This window comes from Streptomyces sp. NPDC000880, assembly GCF_053599675.1.
Genome location: NZ_JBSFMS010000084.1, coordinates 1 through 20,048 on the forward strand (window position 1 = coordinate 1; position 20,048 = coordinate 20,048).

At 68.3% G+C, this 20,048-nt stretch carries 19 protein-coding genes and 3 pseudogenes; 7 read left to right on the forward strand and 15 right to left on the reverse strand.

Annotation, left to right across the window (positions count from 1 at the left end; genetic code table 11):
* Positions 1–441: pseudogene (locus ACWDO5_RS24015) on the forward strand (transposase); the annotation flags it as partial.
* 392 nt (positions 442–833) lie between these two features.
* Here the strand turns inward: ACWDO5_RS24015 and ACWDO5_RS24020 are convergent.
* Both ACWDO5_RS24020 and ACWDO5_RS24025 read right to left on the reverse strand, forming a co-directional pair.
* Positions 834–1,091, reverse strand: coding sequence for a hypothetical protein (locus tag ACWDO5_RS24020; protein WP_450532404.1), 258 nt, complete (start codon positions 1,089–1,091; stop codon positions 834–836).
* 106 nt (positions 1,092–1,197) lie between these two features.
* Positions 1,198–1,402, reverse strand: a pseudogene (locus ACWDO5_RS24025) (transposase); the annotation flags it as partial.
* A 256-nt stretch (positions 1,403–1,658) separates the two neighbouring features.
* On the opposite strand from ACWDO5_RS24025, the gene ACWDO5_RS24030 reads away from it, so the two are divergent.
* A complete protein-coding gene (locus tag ACWDO5_RS24030) occupies positions 1,659–2,834 on the forward strand; it encodes an MFS transporter (protein WP_450532405.1) in 1,176 nt (391 codons plus the stop codon).
* Positions 2,835–3,112: 278 nt separating this feature from the next.
* Here the strand turns inward: ACWDO5_RS24030 and ACWDO5_RS24035 are convergent, their stop codons facing one another.
* From ACWDO5_RS24035 to ACWDO5_RS24065, 7 genes and pseudogenes are all read right to left on the reverse strand, one after another.
* Positions 3,113–3,661 carry a TetR/AcrR family transcriptional regulator gene (locus ACWDO5_RS24035; RefSeq protein ID WP_450532406.1) on the reverse strand — a complete coding sequence of 183 codons (549 nt, stop codon included), beginning with the start codon at positions 3,659–3,661 and terminating at the stop codon, positions 3,113–3,115.
* Positions 3,662–4,020: 359 nt separating this feature from the next.
* Positions 4,021–4,740 carry a DDE-type integrase/transposase/recombinase gene (locus tag ACWDO5_RS24040; protein WP_450532407.1) on the reverse strand — a complete coding sequence of 240 codons (720 nt, stop codon included), beginning with the start codon at positions 4,738–4,740 and terminating at the stop codon, positions 4,021–4,023.
* 12 nt (positions 4,741–4,752) lie between these two features.
* The gene (locus ACWDO5_RS24045; RefSeq protein WP_450532433.1) at positions 4,753–5,142 is read right to left on the reverse strand and encodes a VOC family protein; all 390 of its coding nucleotides are present in this window, start codon (positions 5,140–5,142) and stop codon (positions 4,753–4,755) included.
* A gap of 353 nt (positions 5,143–5,495) precedes the next feature.
* A pseudogene (locus tag ACWDO5_RS24050) lies at positions 5,496–5,812 on the reverse strand (hypothetical protein); the annotation flags it as partial.
* A 199-nt stretch (positions 5,813–6,011) separates the two neighbouring features.
* The gene (locus ACWDO5_RS24055) at positions 6,012–6,434 is read right to left on the reverse strand and encodes a hypothetical protein (protein ID WP_450532434.1); all 423 of its coding nucleotides are present in this window, start codon (positions 6,432–6,434) and stop codon (positions 6,012–6,014) included.
* A 583-nt stretch (positions 6,435–7,017) separates the two neighbouring features.
* Complete coding sequence (locus tag ACWDO5_RS24060; RefSeq protein WP_450532408.1) at positions 7,018–7,275, reverse strand: hypothetical protein; 258 nt, start codon at positions 7,273–7,275, stop codon at positions 7,018–7,020.
* A gap of 331 nt (positions 7,276–7,606) precedes the next feature.
* Positions 7,607–8,779, reverse strand: a complete 1,173-nt coding sequence (locus ACWDO5_RS24065; protein WP_450532409.1) for an NAD-dependent formate dehydrogenase — start codon at positions 8,777–8,779, stop codon at positions 7,607–7,609.
* Between the two features lie 333 nt (positions 8,780–9,112).
* Between ACWDO5_RS24065 and ACWDO5_RS24070 the strand changes: the two genes are divergently transcribed.
* From ACWDO5_RS24070 to ACWDO5_RS24090, 5 genes are all read left to right on the forward strand, one after another.
* Complete coding sequence (locus ACWDO5_RS24070; protein ID WP_450532410.1) at positions 9,113–9,337, forward strand: hypothetical protein; 225 nt, start codon at positions 9,113–9,115, stop codon at positions 9,335–9,337.
* Between the two features lie 603 nt (positions 9,338–9,940).
* On the forward strand, positions 9,941–10,219 hold the full coding sequence (locus tag ACWDO5_RS24075) for an FmdB family zinc ribbon protein (protein ID WP_450532412.1): 279 nt from the start codon (positions 9,941–9,943) through the stop codon (positions 10,217–10,219).
* A 179-nt stretch (positions 10,220–10,398) separates the two neighbouring features.
* Positions 10,399–11,040: an AmiS/UreI family transporter gene (locus ACWDO5_RS24080; protein ID WP_450532413.1), complete on the forward strand. Its 642-nt coding sequence runs from the start codon at positions 10,399–10,401 to the stop codon at positions 11,038–11,040.
* A gap of 137 nt (positions 11,041–11,177) precedes the next feature.
* Positions 11,178–12,425, forward strand: coding sequence for a formamidase (gene fmdA, locus ACWDO5_RS24085; protein WP_450532414.1), 1,248 nt, complete (start codon positions 11,178–11,180; stop codon positions 12,423–12,425).
* 1,272 nt (positions 12,426–13,697) lie between these two features.
* Positions 13,698–13,832, forward strand: a complete 135-nt coding sequence (locus tag ACWDO5_RS24090) for a hypothetical protein (RefSeq protein WP_450532415.1) — start codon at positions 13,698–13,700, stop codon at positions 13,830–13,832.
* A 77-nt stretch (positions 13,833–13,909) separates the two neighbouring features.
* Here the strand turns inward: ACWDO5_RS24090 and ACWDO5_RS24095 are convergent, their stop codons facing one another.
* The 6 genes from ACWDO5_RS24095 to ACWDO5_RS24120 form a co-directional block, all read right to left on the reverse strand.
* Complete coding sequence (locus tag ACWDO5_RS24095) at positions 13,910–15,442, reverse strand: long-chain-fatty-acid--CoA ligase (protein ID WP_450532416.1); 1,533 nt, start codon at positions 15,440–15,442, stop codon at positions 13,910–13,912.
* A gap of 69 nt (positions 15,443–15,511) precedes the next feature.
* Complete coding sequence (locus ACWDO5_RS24100) at positions 15,512–16,171, reverse strand: 4'-phosphopantetheinyl transferase family protein (RefSeq protein WP_450532417.1); 660 nt, start codon at positions 16,169–16,171, stop codon at positions 15,512–15,514.
* A 4-nt stretch (positions 16,172–16,175) separates the two neighbouring features.
* Positions 16,176–17,093 carry an alpha/beta hydrolase family protein gene (locus tag ACWDO5_RS24105; RefSeq protein WP_450532418.1) on the reverse strand — a complete coding sequence of 306 codons (918 nt, stop codon included), beginning with the start codon at positions 17,091–17,093 and terminating at the stop codon, positions 16,176–16,178.
* A complete protein-coding gene (locus tag ACWDO5_RS24110) occupies positions 17,090–18,034 on the reverse strand; it encodes a beta-ketoacyl-ACP synthase 3 (RefSeq protein WP_450532419.1) in 945 nt (314 codons plus the stop codon). Before ACWDO5_RS24110 ends, ACWDO5_RS24105 begins: the two co-directional genes overlap by 4 nt.
* On the reverse strand, positions 18,031–18,828 hold the full coding sequence (gene fabI, locus ACWDO5_RS24115; RefSeq protein WP_450532420.1) for an enoyl-ACP reductase FabI: 798 nt from the start codon (positions 18,826–18,828) through the stop codon (positions 18,031–18,033). Before fabI ends, ACWDO5_RS24110 begins: the two co-directional genes overlap by 4 nt.
* On the reverse strand, positions 18,829–20,046 hold the full coding sequence (locus ACWDO5_RS24120; protein WP_450532421.1) for a beta-ketoacyl-[acyl-carrier-protein] synthase family protein: 1,218 nt from the start codon (positions 20,044–20,046) through the stop codon (positions 18,829–18,831).
* Positions 20,047–20,048 lie beyond the last annotated feature (2 nt).

The window sequence follows — 20,048 nt, forward strand, 5'->3', positions numbered from 1 at the left end:
GGGCGAGTGCGCGTCTGCTGACGGCACTGGCCATGCGCCTGTCGCGTCATACCGCCCTGCGTACCCTGCTGCGCATCCCGCTGCCCAGGTCGCGGGTGCCCCGCGTGATCAGTGTCGATGACTTCGCCCTGCGCCGGCGCCACCGCTATGCCACCGTGCTGGTCGACGCCGAAACCCACGAGCGGATCGACGTGCTACCCGACCGCACGGCCGACACCCTGGAAGCTTGGCTGCGGACCCATCCGGGCGCCGAGATCGTGTGCCGCGACGGCTCGGCCACCTACGCCGAAGCCATCCGCCGCGCCCTGCCCGATGCCATACAGGTCGCCGACCGCCGGCATTTGTGGAACAACCTGTGCGAGGCCGCCCTGAGCGAGGTCAAGGCACACAGCAGCTGCTGGGCCACCGTGCTGGACGCGCCCCCTGTACGACGGGCCCCGCGGCGCCTCCGGTTCTGCCGACCGGGCAGTTGGAAGCTCATCTGCGACGGAGTCGAGTTCACCGGCGCATCCAGCGTCAAAGTGATCCGCTACCGCTACCGCGGCAGCAACATCCCGACCCCGTGGACACCACGACCGGCAGTCGCCAGCACAGACGGCTGACCACCGGCCAAAGCACGTGGAACGCCCGTTGCGTGGGAGACACGCACGGCGGGTGGCGGGCGGGTCGGGGAAACGGGCTGGTCGCAAGGCCAGTACCGCGCCCCGGCCCGACCCAACCGCAAACGGCGATGATCGGAACGCGCACCGTCAAACCGATCTGAGAGCAGCAGTCCCTCAGCGCCAGTCGCCGGTCACCCAGGCCACCAGGCGGGGGCGGGACGTCCACGGGTCTCACGGCACGATCGCGTCGGTGGAGACGATCTTGTACGAGACGAGCTTCCGGGCCGCGAAGGAGAGGTCGCTGGAGACGTCGCCGGGCTCCCCGATCGTCACCGGGCCCTCGGACGCGGTCGCCGGTTCGAGGGTGTGGCAGCCGACGTTGGGGAGGGGCCGGCCGAGGTACCAGCCGCCGACGAAGACGGCGTACAGGGCGGCTGTGGCGCCTAACCTCGCCGTTTCGGTTGGGGCGATGAGGTGTCGCTGGGTCAACTGTCGAGTGGCCGATGTGATTTCGGTGCTTGGGCATGGCAGAGGCCCGGCGTGGTGGTCGGGTTCTCCGGGGTCCTTCGGGTAGTGGTGGTCAGGGGTTTGCCGGTCAGCCGGCGGGGCGGCGCAGGGCGGCGAGGCGATGGAAGGCGGTGGCGAGTTCGTGTCTCCAGGGCCAGGGTCGCCGATATCCGCAGGCGCAGGCGGCGGCCGCTGCGGGTGAGGCGTGCGGCGACGTGCAGCAGTCGGTAGCGGAGCTTCTTCGGTTCGGCAGCCGCGAGTTCGCCGTCCAGCAGCAGGACGCGCATCCAGGCCGTGATGCGGGTGCCGGCGGGATAGGAATCCACAGGTGTCGCCACGGGCCCACATGGAGCGGACTGCAGCACCACCCGCCGCTATATACTAAACGGAACGTACAGAATAGTAGGGGGAGGGCGAAGTCAATTGAGCGAGACCCAGGGGACTCGGAGGGGGTTCGGCGGCCGGCCGCCAGGAGGTCCCGCAGAGGCGCCGACGGCGCCGACCACGGCGGAAACGGAAGCCGTTCTTTCGCCCGCGCGGCTGCGGAAGGTGATCCTGGTCCTCGCTGTGGGCACCGGCCTGGCGGTCGCCAACATCTACTACTCGCAGCCGTTGCTCGCTCCCATCGGGTCGGGTTTCGGTGTCAGCCAGGGCAGCACCACCCTGGTGGTCACCCTCACGCAACTCGGATACGCCCTTGGCCTGATCGTCCTGCTGCCGCTGGGCGATCTGTTGGAGAACCGAGCGCTCGCGTCGCGCACCCTGCTCGTAACGGCTGCAGCCCTGGTCGCGGCCGGACTCTCCCCGTACTTCGGGATGTTCTTGCTGATGTCGGTCCTGGTCGGGATGACCTCGGTGGTGGCACAGATCCTCGTCCCGCTGGCCGCGCACCTGGCGCCCGAGGGGGAGCGGGGCAGAGTGGTCGGCACCGTCATGAGCGGACTGCTGCTGGGCGTCCTGCTGGCTCGTACCGTCTCCAGTCTCGTGGCCGCGGCCTGGGGCTGGCGCACTATCTATCTGATCTCCGGCGTGCTCATGGTCGCCCTGTCGGTCCTGCTGGTGAGGGTGTTGCCCCAGCGCCGTCCGGGACACACCAGCACCTACGGCGGGCTGATGCGGTCCACCTTGCGGCTGGTAAAGGAGGAGCCCGCGCTGCGGCGGCGTGCACTGTGCCAGGCCATGATGTTCGGCGCGTTCAGCTGCTTCTGGACCTCCGTCTCGTTCGAGCTGATCAGCCGGCACCACTTCGGGCAAGTCGGGATCGCGGTGTTCGCGCTGGTGGGCGCGGCGGGCGCGGCGGCGTCCCCGATCGCAGGCCGGCTCGGTGACCGCGGCCATGGCCGCTCGGGAAGCGGCTTCGCCCTCATTCTCGCGGTCGCCGCGATGGTGCTGGCCGGCCTCTGTGCGAGCAACCTGCTGCTGCTCGCGGTCGCGGGCGTCCTGCTGGATCTCGCCGTCCAAAGCCACCAGACCCTCAGCCTGCGGGAGATCTACGGTCTGCGGGGGGACGCCCGCTCCAGGATCAACGCGGTCTACATGACCTCGATCTTCCTCGGCGGCGCCGTAGCCACCGCGGTGTCCGGGGTCGTGAACGACGCGTACGGCTGGACGGGCGTGTCGCTGCTCGGCGCCGCCCTCGCGCTCGTCGGGGTGTGCGTGTGGGCGGTCTCCACACTGCGCCAGGTGCGTGCCGAGGCCGCGGCCGGCCGAGAGATCGCCGCGTGAGCGGCGCGCTGCCGGAGGCAGAGCGCCGCGTGGCCGGCCGGTACAGGCAGCGTCGAGCGAACGGCAGTGCGAAACAAGGGCGGAACGGCATGAAGCGCTGCAGTTCGCCGATATCGGCCCCGACGTCCTTTTTCCGGAGCCAACACGCTTTCGGCCACCACGCAGCAGTTGGCCGCGGGCCTGGGAGTCGCGGTCGGCGCGCTGAAGGACCGGGAGCCTACCGGGTGGCATGGTTGGGGATCGCCGTGCTCACCTGACTGTCTCCGGGGTGCAGGCCTTCAGGCCGGCTCCTGATGCCGGCTCCGCAATCCGGCCAGCAGCTGCCTGACCAGTGTCGCCGCCAACTCGTCGTGCAGCGGCTCGTGACCGAGCAGCAGGCGATGGTAGACGGGAGCGAAGAGCTGGTCAACGGCGGCGGCGACATCCATGCCGTGCTCCAGCTCGCCGCGCGCCACGGCCTCGCGCAGCAGACGCGCCCCGATCTGGCGGCGTGGCCGCAGCCACTGTTCGTCGAGTGCCGCCCTGATGTCGGGGTCCGCCTGTCCCGCGGCGATCAGGTCGGCCATCAGCGGCCCCGTCGCAGTGTCCCGGAACAGCCGGGCGAGCGCCCCGACCTGGTAGGTGAGCGCCTCGGCCAGGGAGGCATTCGGCGGGACGTCAGTGGTGTTCCTGGTGCGGCTGAAGAAACTCTCCAGCATCACGTGGGCGCGTGACGGCCACCACTTGTAAACGGTTGCCTTGCTGACTTGCGCACGGGCCGCGATGGCCTCCATGGTCACAGCGTCGATCCCACCAGCGATCAGCAGGTCCGCCGCCGCTTCGAGCACGGCAGCGCGGGCACGTTCGCTGCGGGGCCGGCCCCGGGGCGCGCGCGTTTCCGGCGCACTGCTCGCGCCATCCGCCGGGGCCCCATTGCCGACCGATGCTTCCATCGCTACGCCCACCGCAGCCCTTCCAACTCTGCGCCACACCAGTGATCGCACCGTACAGGAAGGGGTTCCGGCGCACGCCGAGACCCCGGAGCGTTTCGCGCTGTGTCCGGTGGCGGACCCACGACCGCGCGTCCCGGCGCAGGGTCGTTCGATCGCGTTCAGGCCCGTACCGCACAAGCCCTTCTCCTGCTTCGCACGCAGCGTAAGGAGAATTGGCGGCCGCACCCAGAACGGTCTTGCTCAACCCAGGAAGCTCAGCCGCACCTGACGGTCGGGGTTGTCCTTGTTGGTGTCCGCCAACCTCCATTAGGGCAACCGTCAGAATAGACGTCCCCCTGCCGGATCGACTGCGGCCAGAAGCAGGCGCTTCCTGGAACCTCCAAGCCGGCGTTGATCGTAGGCGTCGCCGACCGAGCCGATGGAGGCGGCGACGCCTTCGCCGTCCAGGTGGGTGGCCAGCTTGAACGAGGTGTGCTGGCTGCCCGCATCGCTGTAATGGATGAGCTGTCCGGGCTGCCCTCCCGGTCGCGCTGCCACAAGTCCATCTCCACTGCGGCCAGGACGAGTTCGGTGTGCTTGGTGGTGGCCGCGGACCAGCCGACGATGCGGCGGGAGAAGGTGCCGACGACGAAGGCAAGGTTGACGGTGCCGGCCCAGTCCGCGACGTGGGTGAAGTCGGCAACCCAGGTCCGGTTCGGGGCGTCGGCGACGAAGTCTCGCTCTACCAGGTCCGGCGCCTGCTCGGCGGATGGATCCGTGACCGTGGTGCAGACCTTCTTGCCACGTGTGGCACCGGTGATTGCCCACTCGCGCATAGCCGCTCCACGGCGCAGCACCCGCTTACGCGGGCGGCCGCGGCGGCTTGCCTTCTCCAGGCCCCTGCCGTCGATGGGGGTGGTCCTGTCCATGCCGGTGCCATGAGCTCCGGCGGAGAACACCACGGCGTCGTGCCCGCTGATCTTCGCGGCGAGCACGCCGACGCGCTGTCAGGCGGCGGATATCTGGGAGTCGTCGGCGAACGCCTTGAACTCCAGGGCGTTGCCTGCCGGGTCGAGGAGGAACATCGTCCACTGCTCGCCGGTCTGCCCCTCGAAGCGCACATAAGGCTCGATCACGAACTCGGTGCCCGCAGCGCGCAGCCGGTCGGCAAGCTTGTGGAACTCCGGGATCGTCAGGATCAGGCCGAAGTGCGGCACTGGGACGTCGTGGCCGTCGACAGGGTTGTGGATCCCCTGCGCGCGGGCCGGTGCCAGGTGCGTGACGAACTGGTGGCCGTGCAGATTCCAGTCCACCCAGGTGTCCGCGCTGCGGCCCTGCTCTACGCGGCCACCCACCACCGGCGTCTCGAGGAGGCGTGGCAGGCGATCCGCTCCCAGGTCCACCTCTTCCTGCTGACCCGGATCGGCGTCAGCTCCGAGGGATACCTGCCACACACATCCCGAACAAGCACCGCCCGCTCGTCGCCGCCCTGCGCGCCCGCGACGCCGAGACCGCCCTCGAACTCTTCGCCGCACATCGCCGCCACGCCTTCGACGTGCTCGTCGGCACCGATGCCCCGAATTCACCTGCAAAGCACAAACGATCACAGGGCGCAGGGCGTGAGTGACGGCGCTGCGAACCTGGTCATGACTCACCTGGGCCGAGGCACACCTGGAACGCTGAACCCGCTGAGGACACCACCCCGGCTACCCGACGTCCCGGAACCCCGCGCCGACGACCTGCGACCCAAGGTGGTGACCGCACCCTCCGCGTCCTTGCGGAGCAGCTGGCCGAGCTCGCTGTACTCGAACCGGATGGTCTGGCCGAGGCCGTTGGTCCGGGAGTCAGGCGGCTTGCTGCGTCGTACGTGTAGGTGAGCTCCCGCCCGTCAAAGTCGGTCTCCGATACGAGGCGACCCACTCCGTCGTACACGTACGTCCAGTCCAGGCCCTGCGGGTTGGTGACCTCAGTCAGCTGGAGATTGGTGTCGTGGCGGAACTCGTGGCGCACTCCGTCCGGCCCGGTGCGGGCAACGAGCAGGTCAAAGTCCGTGTACTCGTACGTGGAGATGCTGCCCATCCACGCTGATGGCCCGTCACGACCCCCGACCCATTCGATCACCAGCTACGAAAACCTTGTCAGAGCCACCAGAAAGGTGTCCCTGGTTTCTGCCGTGATGCGAACTCGACACTCACATCGCTGCAGGCCAGGCGACACTTTTCCCTGTCGGGGCATCAGATCGCATTATGCCGCTGAATAACCAGGGTCAAGGCTTCCCAGCTATTTCACACGCCCGGCACTGCGGCCGACCGCAGGTGCACTGCATGATGGCGTCGAGGACCTCGTGATCGTGGTACAGGCACTCGTCCTTGCAGGTGTGGCGTGGGATGAATCCTGCCGGGATCTCGCCGGGCCACGGTTCGTCACCCTCCCGGCAGCGGACGAACCGCTCAGGGTCGGTGGAGTGCAGCCCGTGCATGTTGGCCCGCGCCTCCTCCTCCAGCTCCCGCGCCTGCCCCACCACGGCCTTGAGCTGAGCGGCGAGGCTGGAGTACCGGTCGTCGCCGGTCCGCACGTGCGCGGCCCGCAGTGCCATCGCGGCGTTGCCCAAGAATCTGCCGGCATCCTGAAGGTCGGTCACGTGATGCATCTGAATGCCTGCCACGCCCCTAACCCACACGGCGTCCATGCTCACTGGTCCACCTTTCCGGCGTTCGCCTTGCATTTCTTGAGCGACATACATCTCCTCTAATATGTGCGCCTATATCTCCCCTGATATGCGCCGACTTCCCACTGCTCAGACGAATCCCACGCCTGCGTTCCCCCGCCGATACGCCCAGGTCTTTGAAGGGCGGCGCCCGTACCGCCACAGACCTAAAAATCAATTCATTACGGACAGTAAAGCTCTCGGCCGCACCCGTCCAGCAGAATGGGAGTGAATCGGCTCACAGCAGGCATAGTGGAACCTGAAAGGTGCCATAACCGCTCAGTGGATCTACCGCTGGTTGCTCGGCCAGGGTGGTCTGACAGGGCGATGGCAAAGTCTCATGATCTTGGGTTCGGTGCTGGTCAGTTGAGTCCGAAGAGGGCCAGCGGCCGCTCGAAGGGACGGAAGCATGCGGGAAGTCGACGCCCAGGTCGGTGACGGTCAGCGTCTGCACCACACGGTCTCAAGACGGCCGTGCCCGTCGGTGCGGTCGTAGAACTTCGTGGTGACCTCGCCCCAGGGCAGGGTGCGCAGTTGATCGTAGAGGGGCGCTTTTGGCTCGCCTTCACGGTGAAGGCGTAGTCGTCTTCCTGGCTTCGACGAGGAAGCGGGCGTGCTGGCGCTGGGTGTGCAGCGCGTCGGCGGTTACCGTCACCCCGGTCAGCTCGTAGGGCTGAAGCAGGGCGGCGGAGCAGGTTATCTCGTTGGTCTTGTCGGGGACCCGCAGCTGGGCGACGGTCTGGCCGGTGCCGGTCGTCGCGGCCGGCAGGTGGGCGGCCGGGGTGTTGCCGTGGCGCGAGCCGCGGCCGCTCTTGCCGTCCACGGCCAGCGTGTCGGCGGCCGGATCGCAGGCGAGCAGGCGGCCCGCTGGGGGCGAAGGCGACTTGGAAAGGTCACTTGTACAACGGAGCTTCGTTGCGTACGTCGCGCACCCACCCGGCATCGTCACACCGCCGTGACCTGCACACCTACAAGATCAACCCCACTTTGAAATCGCCCGGGGGACGACTCCGGAACCAGCCGATGGCGGACTGTCGGTTTGCGGGCCGGGAAGACAGGCCAACGAGTGGGCGGGCGGGAAGCGGGACGGGCCCGGATGTCGCCCGCAGGGTTCTTTCGGCGGTCCCGCCCTGTGACGGGACCGCCGGTCCCTGTCAGCCCTTTTTGTCGCCGAGCGTGTAGGAGATTGCCCCCGTCCCGGCCAGCTTGCCGGCGTCGACGATCAGGTACTCCGAGCGGATGGGGTGCCCGTCGAGCCACGACTCCAGGATCTCCCGGGCACCGGCCGCATAGCGGGCCTGCGCGGAGAGGGTCGTCCCGGACACGTGCGGCGTCATCGCCTCGTACGGCATGGTGCGCCAGGGATGGTCGGGCGGTGGCGGTTGCGGATACCAGACGTCACCGGCGTAGCCGGCAAGTTGGCCGCTGTTCAGTGCCCGCACCACGGCGTCCCGGTTGACGATGAGCGCGCGTGCGGTGTTGACGATGTACGAACCGCGCTTCATGACCCCGATCAAGTCGTCGTCGACGAGGTTCTCCGTCTGCGGATGCAGGGGCGCGTGGATCGACAGCACGTCGACAGTGGAGGCCAGGGACCGGGCGTGGGGATGCCAGGTCACCCCCAGCTCCTCCTCGAGTTTCGGCGGCAGTCGGTGCGGGTCGGAGTAGTGCAGGGTTACGTCGAACGGCTTGAGGCGGTGCAGCACCGCCTGGCCGATACGGCCGGAACCGAGGACGCCGACGTGCATGCCTTCGAGGTCGTAGGCGCGCGAGACGCTGTCGGCGATATTCCAGCCGTTCTTGGCGGTCACCCACTCGTGGGCGGGCAGGTAGTTGTGCACCAGTGCGAGGATCTGCATGACGGCGTGCTCCGCCACGCTGATGCTGTTGCTGTAGGTCACCTCCGCCACCGTTATGCCGTGGGCGATGGCGCTCGGCAGGTCGACGTGGTCCGAACCGATCCCCGCTGTGATCGCCAGCTTGAGATTGGGAGCCTGGGCGATCCGCTCGGGGGTCAGATAGGCGGGCCAGAAAGGTTGGGAGATCACCACGTCGGCGTCTCGCAGCTCGCGGTCCAAGGCGGAGTCCGGCCCCTCCTTGTCGGCGGTGACGACGTAGGTGTGGCCCCGGTCCTCCAGGAAGCGGCGCAGCCCGAGTTCCCCGGAGACGCTGCCGAGCAGATGCCCGGGAGTGAAGCCGATGGATTCCGGGGTCGGCGTGCTCTGCCCCCCGGGGTAGCCGGTAATGGTCGGGATCTCGTCGCGGGCGTAGGCGGGAGGGTAACCGCCCACGGGGTCGGGATAGAGAACCGATAGGATCTTTGCCATGGCCTCCTCCATCGATTTGGGGCCAACGCTGCTCCGGGAAACCGGTCGGGCTTTCCGCCGGGATGTGAGGCACCGCGTCGGGCTCGCATGATCGGGGCGCCGCTCGCAATCGACCTGACCCGCGCGCCGACGATCTTCGATTTTAGTCGTGCATGCGTCGGAGGAGCAATATCCCAGGGTACAACGGGGAAAGTATGCCGGTGGATATGAATGCGGAACGGCCGCGGGACACCACGGGTACAAACCCTTTTTTCGGTGAGATTGCGACAGGAAATCCGGCGATCGGAGCAGTGGAGGTCGCTGACGTCGGAGTGTGTGGGCGAGACTACTGATGTGGCGGAAGGAACGATTCCGGGCCCCGAGAGGGAGTGCCGGGAGCCCGGGCACCTGTCCGGCGCCGGGTCCGCCACGGTCCAGTTCCCTGTTTTCGCCTTCACCACCTTCTCGACCTGGATGGTCGAGACCGGTCGCCTTCTGGGCGGCGACCGCTACGCTGCCGCGGCGTCCAACCCCTCGGCAATCTGTTCGCCGGTCTGGCTGCTACCGGCGTGGGCCTGACCATCGGCCGGGTGATGCAGACCAGGCGAGTACGGCTCGCAACACAGCGCGGCCCCGCCCGCCGATACGGCTGGTGCGTAAGGTGATCACCATGCTCGCCGTCGGCGGAACGGCCGCGGTCGGGGCAGTGGCGCGCTACCTGCTCGACCAATACCGGCAAAGGCGCCGACATATTCTGGCGCGGCACATGAGCAGGGCTGTTGCGAAGTCTCGTACCTGCGAGATCAGCCCTGGTCAGCGCGGTGCGACGTGCGGGCGAGCTGGCCTGATTGACGATCCGTCAGAACTCCGCAAGCGGTTCCGTCCGTTCCCCAGAGTGGGGCGCGACCCGCCGGCCGACTTTGCAACGGCCCTGGGCACATGGGTAGTACAACGTTCTCCCATTCAGTTACGAGTTGATCCGCCTGTGCGGGCAGCGGGAAGTTCACTAACCGGAGAACCGTCCTCATCGAGCACGGCGGCCAAGGCTTCGACCCAGTCGTCTGGGATTTGACAAGGAGATCTCCGAGGCGTCTTCTGGAAGTGACGCGGCGTGCAGTCCGTCAGGGCGCGCCACACGCGTCTGGGTTGACCAGCGGCGTGCCCGGCATCCGGAGGCGGCTTATGGCAACCTACGAATACTCTTGCAGTCGCTGCGGGCCTTTCGACGTGAGGCTGGCGATCGGCACTGCTCCCGGCGCGTACGGGTGTCCCGTTTGCGCAGACGATGCGAGACGTGTGTATTCCCCGCCGGGCTTGGCTCTGACCCCGCACGCCGTGACCTCGCTTCACGACCGGCAGGAACAGGGCCGTGAGGCCCCGGTGGTTGTCTCGGAAGTGCCGCCGCGCCGGAGTCCGCCGCGGCGCCCGCGCCCCGCGCTCTCGCGGTTGCCGCGCCCCTGAGGGTGATGGTCGACAGGGCGGGGACCAGTGACAGAAAGTCTTTGGCGGGTTTCGGCGTCAGGACACCGACGTCGGTTCCCTGGGCGGTGCGGAAAACGCTGGCCGGGAATTGAGCCGTATCCTCGGCAACCCGGGCGCGACGGTATTCCCGCGCACGCGGACTTAGGAGGTGCGTCCCCGTGGCAAACCTGGGACTGCTCTTCGTCGGAGCGGTGCTCTTCCTCAACGGGCTGATGCTTCTCGGGAAGGTCGATCCCCGGGCTGCAGCAGTGTTCAATCTGTTCGTAGGAGCACTGCAGGTGCTGACGCCGACCTATCTCATCATCAATGCCAGTGGCGACCCTCGCGAGATCCTGGCGGTGTCCGGTATCTACTTGTTCGGCTTCACCTACCTGTATGTAGGTATAGGTTTGCTCATGGGGTTGGACAGCACCGGCGTCGGCTACTACTCGCTGTTTGTGGCAATCACGGCTTTGGGCTACGCGTTCATCAATTTCCGGCTCTTCAAGGACTACCCGTTCGGGGTCATCTGGCTCTACTGGGCGTTTTTGTGGTTCCTGTTCTTCCTGTTGCTCGGTCTCAAGATGGGGAGCCTCACCAATTACGTGGGCTGGGTCACGGCGATCGAGGGCTGGGTCACCGGCGTGATTCCCGCGTTCCTCCTGCTTTCCGGCTACTGGAAGCACCCCACGGAGATCGCCGTCGCTCTGGGGATCTTCGCCGTGGTGTTCGTGGCGCTGTGGCCGCTCACCCGGAAACCGCGGCCGGCGACCCATGTCGACGCGGGGACCGGAAGTACCACGGCGGCCAGCCCGGGCTAGACGAACAAACAGCACCGTCGAGAGATCGGGAGGTGTGCCTGTCAATACCAGCCACCCGGCACGGCGCCCACGATCATGCGGGCGTACGCGCATACCGCGACCACACCATCGTGACCTGATCACCAAAAGGAGCTGTCATGCCTGAAGTCGTTTTCAGCGTGGACCAAACCAGGTCCATGCGTGACCAGGCTGTTCCCGGACACAACCGGTGGCACCCGGACGTCCCCACCGTCGCCATGGTGCGGCCAGGAGCCGAGTTCCGCGTCGAGTGCCGCGACTGGACCGACGCACAGGTCGGCAACAACGACTCCGCCAACGACGTACGAGACATCGACCTGACCATCCCCCACATGCTCAGTGGGCCGATCGGCGTGGAGGGCGCGGAACCCGGCGACCTGCTCGTCGTGGACATCCTCGACCTCGGCCCCGTTCCGCAGCAGACCGGGGACGCAGCCGGGCAGGGCTGGGGCTACACCGGCATCTTCGCCAAGGCCAACGGCGGCGGATTCCTGACCGACTACTTCCCGGACGCGTACAAGGCGATCTGGGACTTCCACGGACAGACGGCGACCTCCAGGCACCTTCCCGGGGTCCGCTTCACCGGAATCACCCACCCGGGGCTGTACGGGACCGCGCCGTCCGCCGAGCTGCTCGCACGGTGGAACGCCCGCGAGCAGACGCTGATCGACACCGACCCGGACCGGGTCCCGCCGCTGGCTTTGCCGCCGTTGGCCGACAATGCGCTCGCCGGCGGGGCCACCGGAGGCGACGCGCAGCGCATCGCCCAGGAAGGCGCCCGTACGGTGCCGGCCCGCGAGAACGGAGGCAACCAGGACATCAAGAACCTCACCCGAGGCTCGAGGGTCTTCTTCCCCGTGCACGTCAAGGACGCCAAGCTCTCCGGTGGCGACCTGCACTTCAGCCAGGGCGACGGAGAGATCACTTTCTGCGGCGCCATCGAGATGGGCGGTTTCATCGACTTCCACGTCGACCTGATCAAGGGCGGTATGGAGAAGTACGGCGTCACCACCAACCCCGTGTTCATGCCGGGCAACGTCGAGCCGAGGTACTCGGAGTTCCTCACCTTCATCGGGATCTCCGTCGATCACGACACGGACACGAACTTCTACATGGACGCGACGCTGGCCTACCGCCGCGCCTGCCTCAACGCCATCGAATACCTCAAGAAGTTCGGCTACAGCGGTGAGCAGGCCTACCTGCTGCTCGGCGCCGCACCCGTCGAGGGACGCATCAGCGGGATCGTCGACATCCCCAACGCCTGCTGCTCGCTCTACCTCCCAACCGCGGTGTTCGACTTCGACGTCCGTCCCACCGCCGCCGGACCAAAGGCGGCCGACCGCGGTCGGTGCGCGGTGACCACCTGACCGGACAGCAACTGCTCCGCCGACTCGACTGCGAGCCCGTCGAGCCGACAAACGCAGCGGGTGCCCTCGGTCGGCGCGTTATCCAACTCGACCTCCCGGGCGTCTTGCCCGTGAAAGAGAGGAAGAGGCCTCCGACGCAGGTCAGAGGCCTCTTCCGAGGCGAAGTCCCAGGTAATGGCGGAGTATCTGGCAAGGACATCGGGCAGGCCGGAGCAGTAGCGGCACGGAGGAACGGGGGAACCTCACCCCCCGGCCAGTTGCGCGTTACCGACCCACGCTCCTAGCGCACCGTGTACCGTAGCCGCCGAACGGACCAAGATCCGGGCCATTCGCGGACCAGCCCCACTTACCGGCGCGGTTCTCGTCATTGTGGCTGGTCAACAGTGGTATGGAACGTGTACCACCAGCAGACGAAGACCCTGCAGGCAGGCCTTCGCAGCCAAGACGCACAACTGCGGCCGACGAATCCGAGACGGTTCCTCAACGGTGCTCCGCGGATCAGTTGGCGCGGCCGGTCGCCTCTACAGTCTGACCGAAGTGGCGCCCTAGCCCAGGAAGCTCAGCCGCACCTTGCGGTCGGGATTGTCCTTGTTGGTGTCCGCCAACCTCCGTTAAGGCAACCCTCAGCATAGACGCGCTTGCCCGGCAAGCGAGCCACCAGCCAACCGCGCCAGTGAGGCGCGGCCACAGCTTCTTCGTTCGGGACGAAGAGGTCGTGGGTTCAAATCCCGCCACCCCGACAGAGAAGTACCAGGTCAGGGGCCTGATCCGCTTAGCGGGTCGGGCCCCTGAGTGGTTCCAAGGGGCATTTTGGGAGCCGAATTCGGAATCCGGCTCCCAATTGCGGGCGGGCCGCTGGGTAGAACACCTGAGCTGCGCGGAATCCTGCCACTACCGTCGTCCCCGGCATTTCATCGTTCTCTGGGGGATGCATGGGCAGGGCACATCGGCGCGATGCTCAGTACGGCTTCTTGGTACTGCGATGACTTCCGGACCTCGCAGCACGCCGCCCGCGCTCATAGCCGGAGGTGGTACCACTGACCGAGGTCATGGCCCGCCTCCGGCAAGATCGGCCCGTGTTCCACTCCGCAGCGGACCTGCAGCACAGCTTCGCGCGGGTGCTGTGGAAGCTGGCGCCCAAGATCCGGTCCCGGTTGGAAGTGCGCCAGCACATGTCGGACACGAACCGGCGAGCACCTCGACCTGCTGTGCATCGGTCCTTCGGCCCGCACGGCCATCGAGTTCAAGTACTTCAAGGCCAGATGGACCGGCGTGGCCGGGCCCCTGAAGGAGGAGTACGCGCCGACGTCCCACGCAGCCACCGACCTCGGCCGACTGGGCTTCGTCTCCTACATCGCCAGGCTGGAGCGCTTCGGCAACTGCCCCGACCAGGATCATCACCAATGAAAGAGCGCTGTGGGCACCGCCGACCCCTGGGGCTCAAAGACCCGGGACCAGGACTTCCGCATCCACGAAACGCGGTTTCATAGGGCACTTCCATCCCTTGGTGGGTTGATCTCCCGCTTGAGGATCTTTCCGGTCGGGCCTTTGGGGAGGGCGTCGGCGGTCCAGACGACACGGGGGTACTTGTAGGCCGCCACTTGATCTCGCACGAAGTCACGCAGCTCGTCCGGGGTAGTTTCGGCGCCCGGGCGCCAGACGACAGCGGCGGCCACCTCCTGGCCGTGGGTGGGATGCGGAATACCCAGCACCGCTGCCTCGGCGACGGCCGGGTGCTGGTAGAGCACTTCCTCGACCTCGCGGGGGTAGACGTTGAAGCCGCCCCGGATGATGACGTCCTTGATGCGGTCCACGATGCGGAAGTCGCCCCGGGCATCCCTGGTCCCCAGGTCTCCGGTGTGCAGCCAGCCGTTCCGCACCGTCTCGGCGGTGTCCTCTGGGCGGTGCCAGTAGCCCTTCATGACGTTGTGTCCGCGGATGACGATCTCGCCGACCTCGCCGACCGGCACCTCCTTGTCGTGTTTGTCGACCACACGCATCTCGACGCCGTCGATGGGGATGCCGATGGTGCCGGGGACGCGGTCGCGGTCGATCCGGTTGACGCAGGCGAGCGGCGAGGACTCGGAGAGGCCGTAGCCCTCAAGGACCGCGCAGCCGAAGTGGGCCTCGAAGCCGCGCAGTACCTCGACGGGCAGCGGGGAGCCACCGCAGAGGCAGACGCGGAGGGAGGAGACATCGTGGTCCGCCCGGCCCTGCAGGCCCTGGAGCAGGATGTACATTGTCGGCACTCCGAGGAACACGCTGACTCGGTCGCGCTCGATCACCGACAGCGCCCGGATGGGGTCGAAGCGTGGCAACAGGGTGAGGCAGGCGCCCACGGCCACCGTGCAGTTGAGCCCCATCACTTGACCGAAGGAGTGGAAGAGCGGCAGTCCACCGAAGATCACGTCATCCGGCGTCAGCTGCAGAACCCGTACGCCCTCGTCGACATTACGGCGGACGTTGCGGTGCGTCAGTTCAGCACCCTTGGGTTTACCCGTCGTACCCGACGTATAGAGGATGACCGCGGTGTCGGCGGTCGACGGCTTCTCGGCGAGGAGGGCCGGTGCGTGGTCCCGCAGCAGCGTGGCGAAAACGGCCGGGTCCACCGCGACGTGCCGGGTGCCTGCTCGCTTGGCACCCAGCTCGGCCCCGCCCGTGCCCTCGTGCCAGGCGAACAGCACTGCTGCCCCGGAGTCTGCCAGGCAGTGCTCCACCTCGGCCGCCTTGAGCAAGGGGTTCATAGGCACGACCACTGCCCCGGCGCGCAGGATGCCGTAGTAGAGGACCGCGAAGACCGGGCTGTTGGGCAGGAGCACCGCGACGCGGTCTCCCGCCATGGTCCCCAGGGAGCGCAGGTAGCCGACGACGCGGGCGCTGAGGTCGTCCAGCTGCGAGAAGGTCAGTTCCTCGTCGTCGAGCCGGACGGCCGGACGGTCCGGGAAGCGCGCTGCCGTGGCGGTAAGGAGGTCGGTGATCAGGTCAGGCGAGGGCGGGGCAGGCAGGGGTACGGTCACGGCCGGTGCTCCTCGGTGCGATGGGGGCAGAAGAAAGGGGACAGGGACCAGGGGACGGAGACCAAAGGGTCAGGTCACGACGATCGCGGTGACCAGCACTCCGCCGCGCGAAAGCCAGCGACCGTGCAGGAGCTGGGGGACCGGCGGGCCGGACCGGAGGAGCCGGGCGAGAAAGGTGCCCTGGGGGTCGACGGTCACCTCGGCGTCCTCGAACCCCAGCCAGGAGCCGCCCGCAGAGGACCACGCTTTGTAGACGCACTCCTTGGCGCTGAACAGCAACCGGTCCCAGCAGACTTCGGGCCACAGCTCCCCGTGCTCCGCCAGCCGGTCCCGTTCCGCGCCGAAGGCCACCGCATCCAGCACCCGCACCGGGAGCGGCGCGTCCAGCTCCGCGTCGATGCCCAGTGCCACGGCATTCCGGGCGTGGGCCACCGCCGCCGCCCGGTAGCCGGCGCAGTGGGTGATGCTGCCCAACACCCCCTTTGGCCACACGGGCATACCTCGGCGGCCGCGCGGAAGGGGGACCGCGGGCAGTCCCAGGGCAGTCATGGCCTGCCGTGCGCAGAGCCGGGCCGTGCCGAACTCCCTGCGGCGGCCGGCACTTGCCCGCGCCATCAGTGCCTCCTCCTCGGGAAAGAGCGTCACCTGCTCCGGGTCCGAGGTCATGTCCGCGCACTTCACCCAGGGCGGCAGTAGTTCCGCCGCCATGCCGGGGCTGTGGCGGGACACCGGGTCAGCCCCCGGAGCCGGCAGTGTGGACCGGCCGGTCCTCGGTCTCGTACGAGGAGACTGTCTGGAGCACCCACTCGGTGATCTTCTCGACAAGACCGCCGCAGTGCCGGATCCAGCGGAAGTGGTCCAGCGGGCGGTTCTCGGCGGCGGCGCGCGTGTAGTGCCAGCGCTGGACGCCGGCCGCGGGCATCTTGCCGCAGAGGTGGCCGACCGCACGGGGCGGTGCCAGCTCATCGTTCTCGACATCCACGGCGAGGACGGGCAACTCAACTGTTCGCAGGGCCAGTTCGTAGTCAGCACAGGCGCCTTTCACTCGGAATCGTCCGGTACGCAGCTGCCGGGCCCAGTCCCGCATCAGCCGGGCGGACTCGCGCCCGCCGAACCCCAGCCGCTCACCAGGCCAGTAGCCGAGCAGCGCCGCGCCGACGACGTACAGTTGACTGAGCATCAGCCGCCGCAGGCCCGTCGGGAGGCCAAAGGTCCGATACCAGGCCGAGCCACTGGCAACCAGCACCACCCCGGCAAGCCGTGGCTGGAAGAGGCCGCAGTGCACCACGCCCAACTGCCCGCCCAGGCTGTGCCCGAGCAGCAGCACGGGAGCATGCGGGAACGCCTTCGCCGCCTCGTTCAGCACCGCTCCGATGTCGTGCTCAACGATCTCCCGGTAACCGAACCGGACCCCGCGCGCCGGAATCGGCAGGCTCTCGCCGTGGCCCCGCAGGTCAGTGGTGACCACGGTCATCCCCCGCTTGTGCAGAGCCCGCGCGAACGGAACGTAATGCCGCGCGATCATTCCCATGGCGGGGAGCACGACCAGGACCGGCGCGGCCGGGTCCGTCTGCGACAGGGCACGTACGGTCAGCCGGGCGCCGTCAGGGGCGGTGACCTCGGCGAGCAGCGGGATGTTCGGCCGCTTCATCGCTTGGCCAGCCGCCAGCCAAGGACCCCGGCACCCCAGGTGATACCAGCGCCGAAGGCAGCCACGCCCAGCAGACCCGATGCCCCGAGGAGGCCTTCCTGCCGGGCTTGGGCCAGTGCGATGGGGATGGAGGCCGACGAGGTGTTGGCGACCCGGTCCACATTGAGGTAGAGCCGCTCGGGCGCCAGGCCGATCTCTTTGCCAACGGCTCTGACGATGCGGGCGTTGGCTTGGTGTGCGACGAACAGGTCGATGTCGTCGGAGGTCAGGCCCTGCCGGTCGAGTATCCGCCGGGTTGCGTCGGTCATCTTCTCGACGGCGTGGACGAAGATCTCGGGCCCGTCCATGCGCAGCTTTCGGTCGTAGCGGTCGGCGTACAGCAGCGGGATCTGCTCGCCGTCCGAGCCGAGGTGGAAGCACGGGGCTGGCGCCTGGGGCACATCGGCGAGCACCACCGCGCCGGCGCCGTCGCCCAGGAGCACGGCGGTGCCCCGGTCCTGCGGGTCGGTGATCCGGGTGAGCGCCTCGGCGCCGCAGACCAGGACCGCTTCGGCGCGGCCCGCTTCTATAAGAGCGCTGGCGTGGTCCAGCGCGTAGACGAAGCCGGCGCAGGCCGCGTGCAGATCAAAGGCGGCTGCCTGTGGCATGCCAAGCCGGGCGGCAACCTCGACCGCGAGGCCCGGTGTGACGCGGTCCGGTGTGGTGGTCGCGATCACGACATGGCGGATGTCCGCGGCCCGGCGTCCGGCCGACCGGAGCGCGGTCTCGGCGGCGGCCACGGCGAGGTCGGCGAGATGGCCGTCCTCCGCCAGGAAGCGGCGCTCCCTGATGCCGGTCCGCTTGACGATCCACTGGTCCGAGGAGCCGATGCGGTCGAAGTAACTGTTGGGAACGGTCCGTTCGGGCAGCGCGGCCCCAATGCCCACGATCGCCGTAGTCATCGTGTGGTTCCCCCGGCTCCCATACGTACGGCGTGCATCCCGCCGTCGGCATGCACGATCTCGCCGCTGACGGCGGTGGCGAGGTCGGACAGCAGAAAGAGGATGGGGCCGGTGAGCCGGGCCGGGTCGGTCCGGTCCCAGCCGAGCGGCGCCTCCTCCTCCCAGCGGTCCGCAATCCTGTCGAAGGTGTTGATGGCCAGCCCGGCCACGGTCTCAACCGGGCCGGCCGCCACCAGATTGACGCGGATCCCGGAAGGGCCGAGATAGAGCGCCAGATAGCGGCAGACCGCGCCGAGTGTCGCCTTGCTGACGCCCATCCAGTCGTAACCGGCCCAGGCCCCTGAGGAGTCGAAGTCGAGCCCGACCACGCTGCCCCGCCGCCCACCGGCGCCCAGCAGTGGGGCCAGCGCGGTGGCCAGCGCGTGCATCGAGACGGCAGCGGTCCGCACGGCGTACGTCGCGCTGTCCGCCGGGGTGGTGAGGAAGTTGCCGCTTAGGGCGTCCTGCGGGGCGGCCGCGACGGCGTGCAGTACCCCGTCCACCGCACCCCAGCGCCGCTCCAGCTCCTTGGCAAGGCGGGTGAAGTCCTCTGGCCGGGTGACGTCCAGCTCCAGCACGGCGGGCGGCTGCGGCAGCCGTGCTGCCGCAGCTTCCGTGATCCGCTTGGTGCGGCCGTAACCGGTCAACAGGATTTCGGCACCCGCTTGTTGGAGTGCCCTGGCGGTGTGCCAGGCGATGGAGTCGTCATTGAGTACCCCGGTGATCAGGTACCGGCGCCCTTTGAAGCCGAGCATTCAGCCTTGGCCTTTCGCGTGTCTGTCAGGGGCGGCCAGAACGAGCGCCGCGTTGTGGCCGCCGAATCCGAACGAGGTGGAGATCCCGGTCAGCGGCCGCCCAGATGAGGGCAACGGCCGTGCCGTACGGATCAGATCGAGTCGGCCGAGTCGTTCGTCCGGGATGCTCAGGCACACCGTGGGCGGTGCGACGGCGTGCCGCAGCGCCTGCAGCGTGGCGATGGCCTCCACCGCCCCGGCAGCGCCGAACATGTGGCCGATGGCGGCCTTGCTCGACGACATGGGGACGGCGGCCAGCGTGTCTCCCAGTGCCAACCGGAGTGCCTCGCACTCCAACTGGTCGTTGAGCAGCGTGCCGGTGCCGTGCGCGTTGATGTAGCTCAGGTCCTGTGCCGCGACCCCTGCGCGCGCCAGCGCCCGTGTGACAGCGGCCGCCGCGGGAGCCCCAGTGGGGTCCGGGGCGGTCAGATGGTGAGCGTCCGAGGTCGCCCCGTAACCGAGCACTCTGCCCAGCACCGCCGCCCCGCGCCGGGCGGCCCCGGCGGGGGTCTCCAGGACCAGGATCCCGGCCCCTTCACCGATCACGAAGCCGTCGCGGCCCAGGTCGAACGGCGCCGAGCGGCCGGTGGGCGACAGCGCTCCAGCGTTGCGGAAGGCGGCGCTGATCAGCTCCGATGTTGACGCTTCGGCGCCGCCCACGAGCACCGCGTCCGCCTCGCCCGCCGCCAGCATCCGCAGCCCGGCGCCAATGGCCTGTGCACCGCTGCTGCACGCGGAGGCGACGCACAACGCCTCGCCCCTGAAGCCGTACCGCATCGAGAGGTGGGACGCCGCGGCGTTAGCCATCATCTGCGGCACCATCAGCGGTGACACGTACTCCACGCCTTGTTCGTCGAGCACACAGCCCTGTGCCTCGAAGCTGGCGGTGCCGCCGAGCCCGCAACCGATCACACAGGCGATCCGCTCGGGCGGGTACGGCAACGCGCCCTCGTCCCAGCCGGCTCCGGCGAGCGCCTCGTCGGCCGCGACCAGCGCGAACTGGGTGAACCGGTCGGTGCGGCGGACCTGGTGGCGGGACAGGTGGTCGCCGGCCTTGAAGCTTCGGCAACGCCCCATGCCGTCGGCCACCCCGCTCTCGCCGGCCACCGCGCGCTCATGGAGCACGTCGGCGCCGATGCCGAGCGGCGTGACGGCACCGAAGCCGGTGACCACCCCCACGG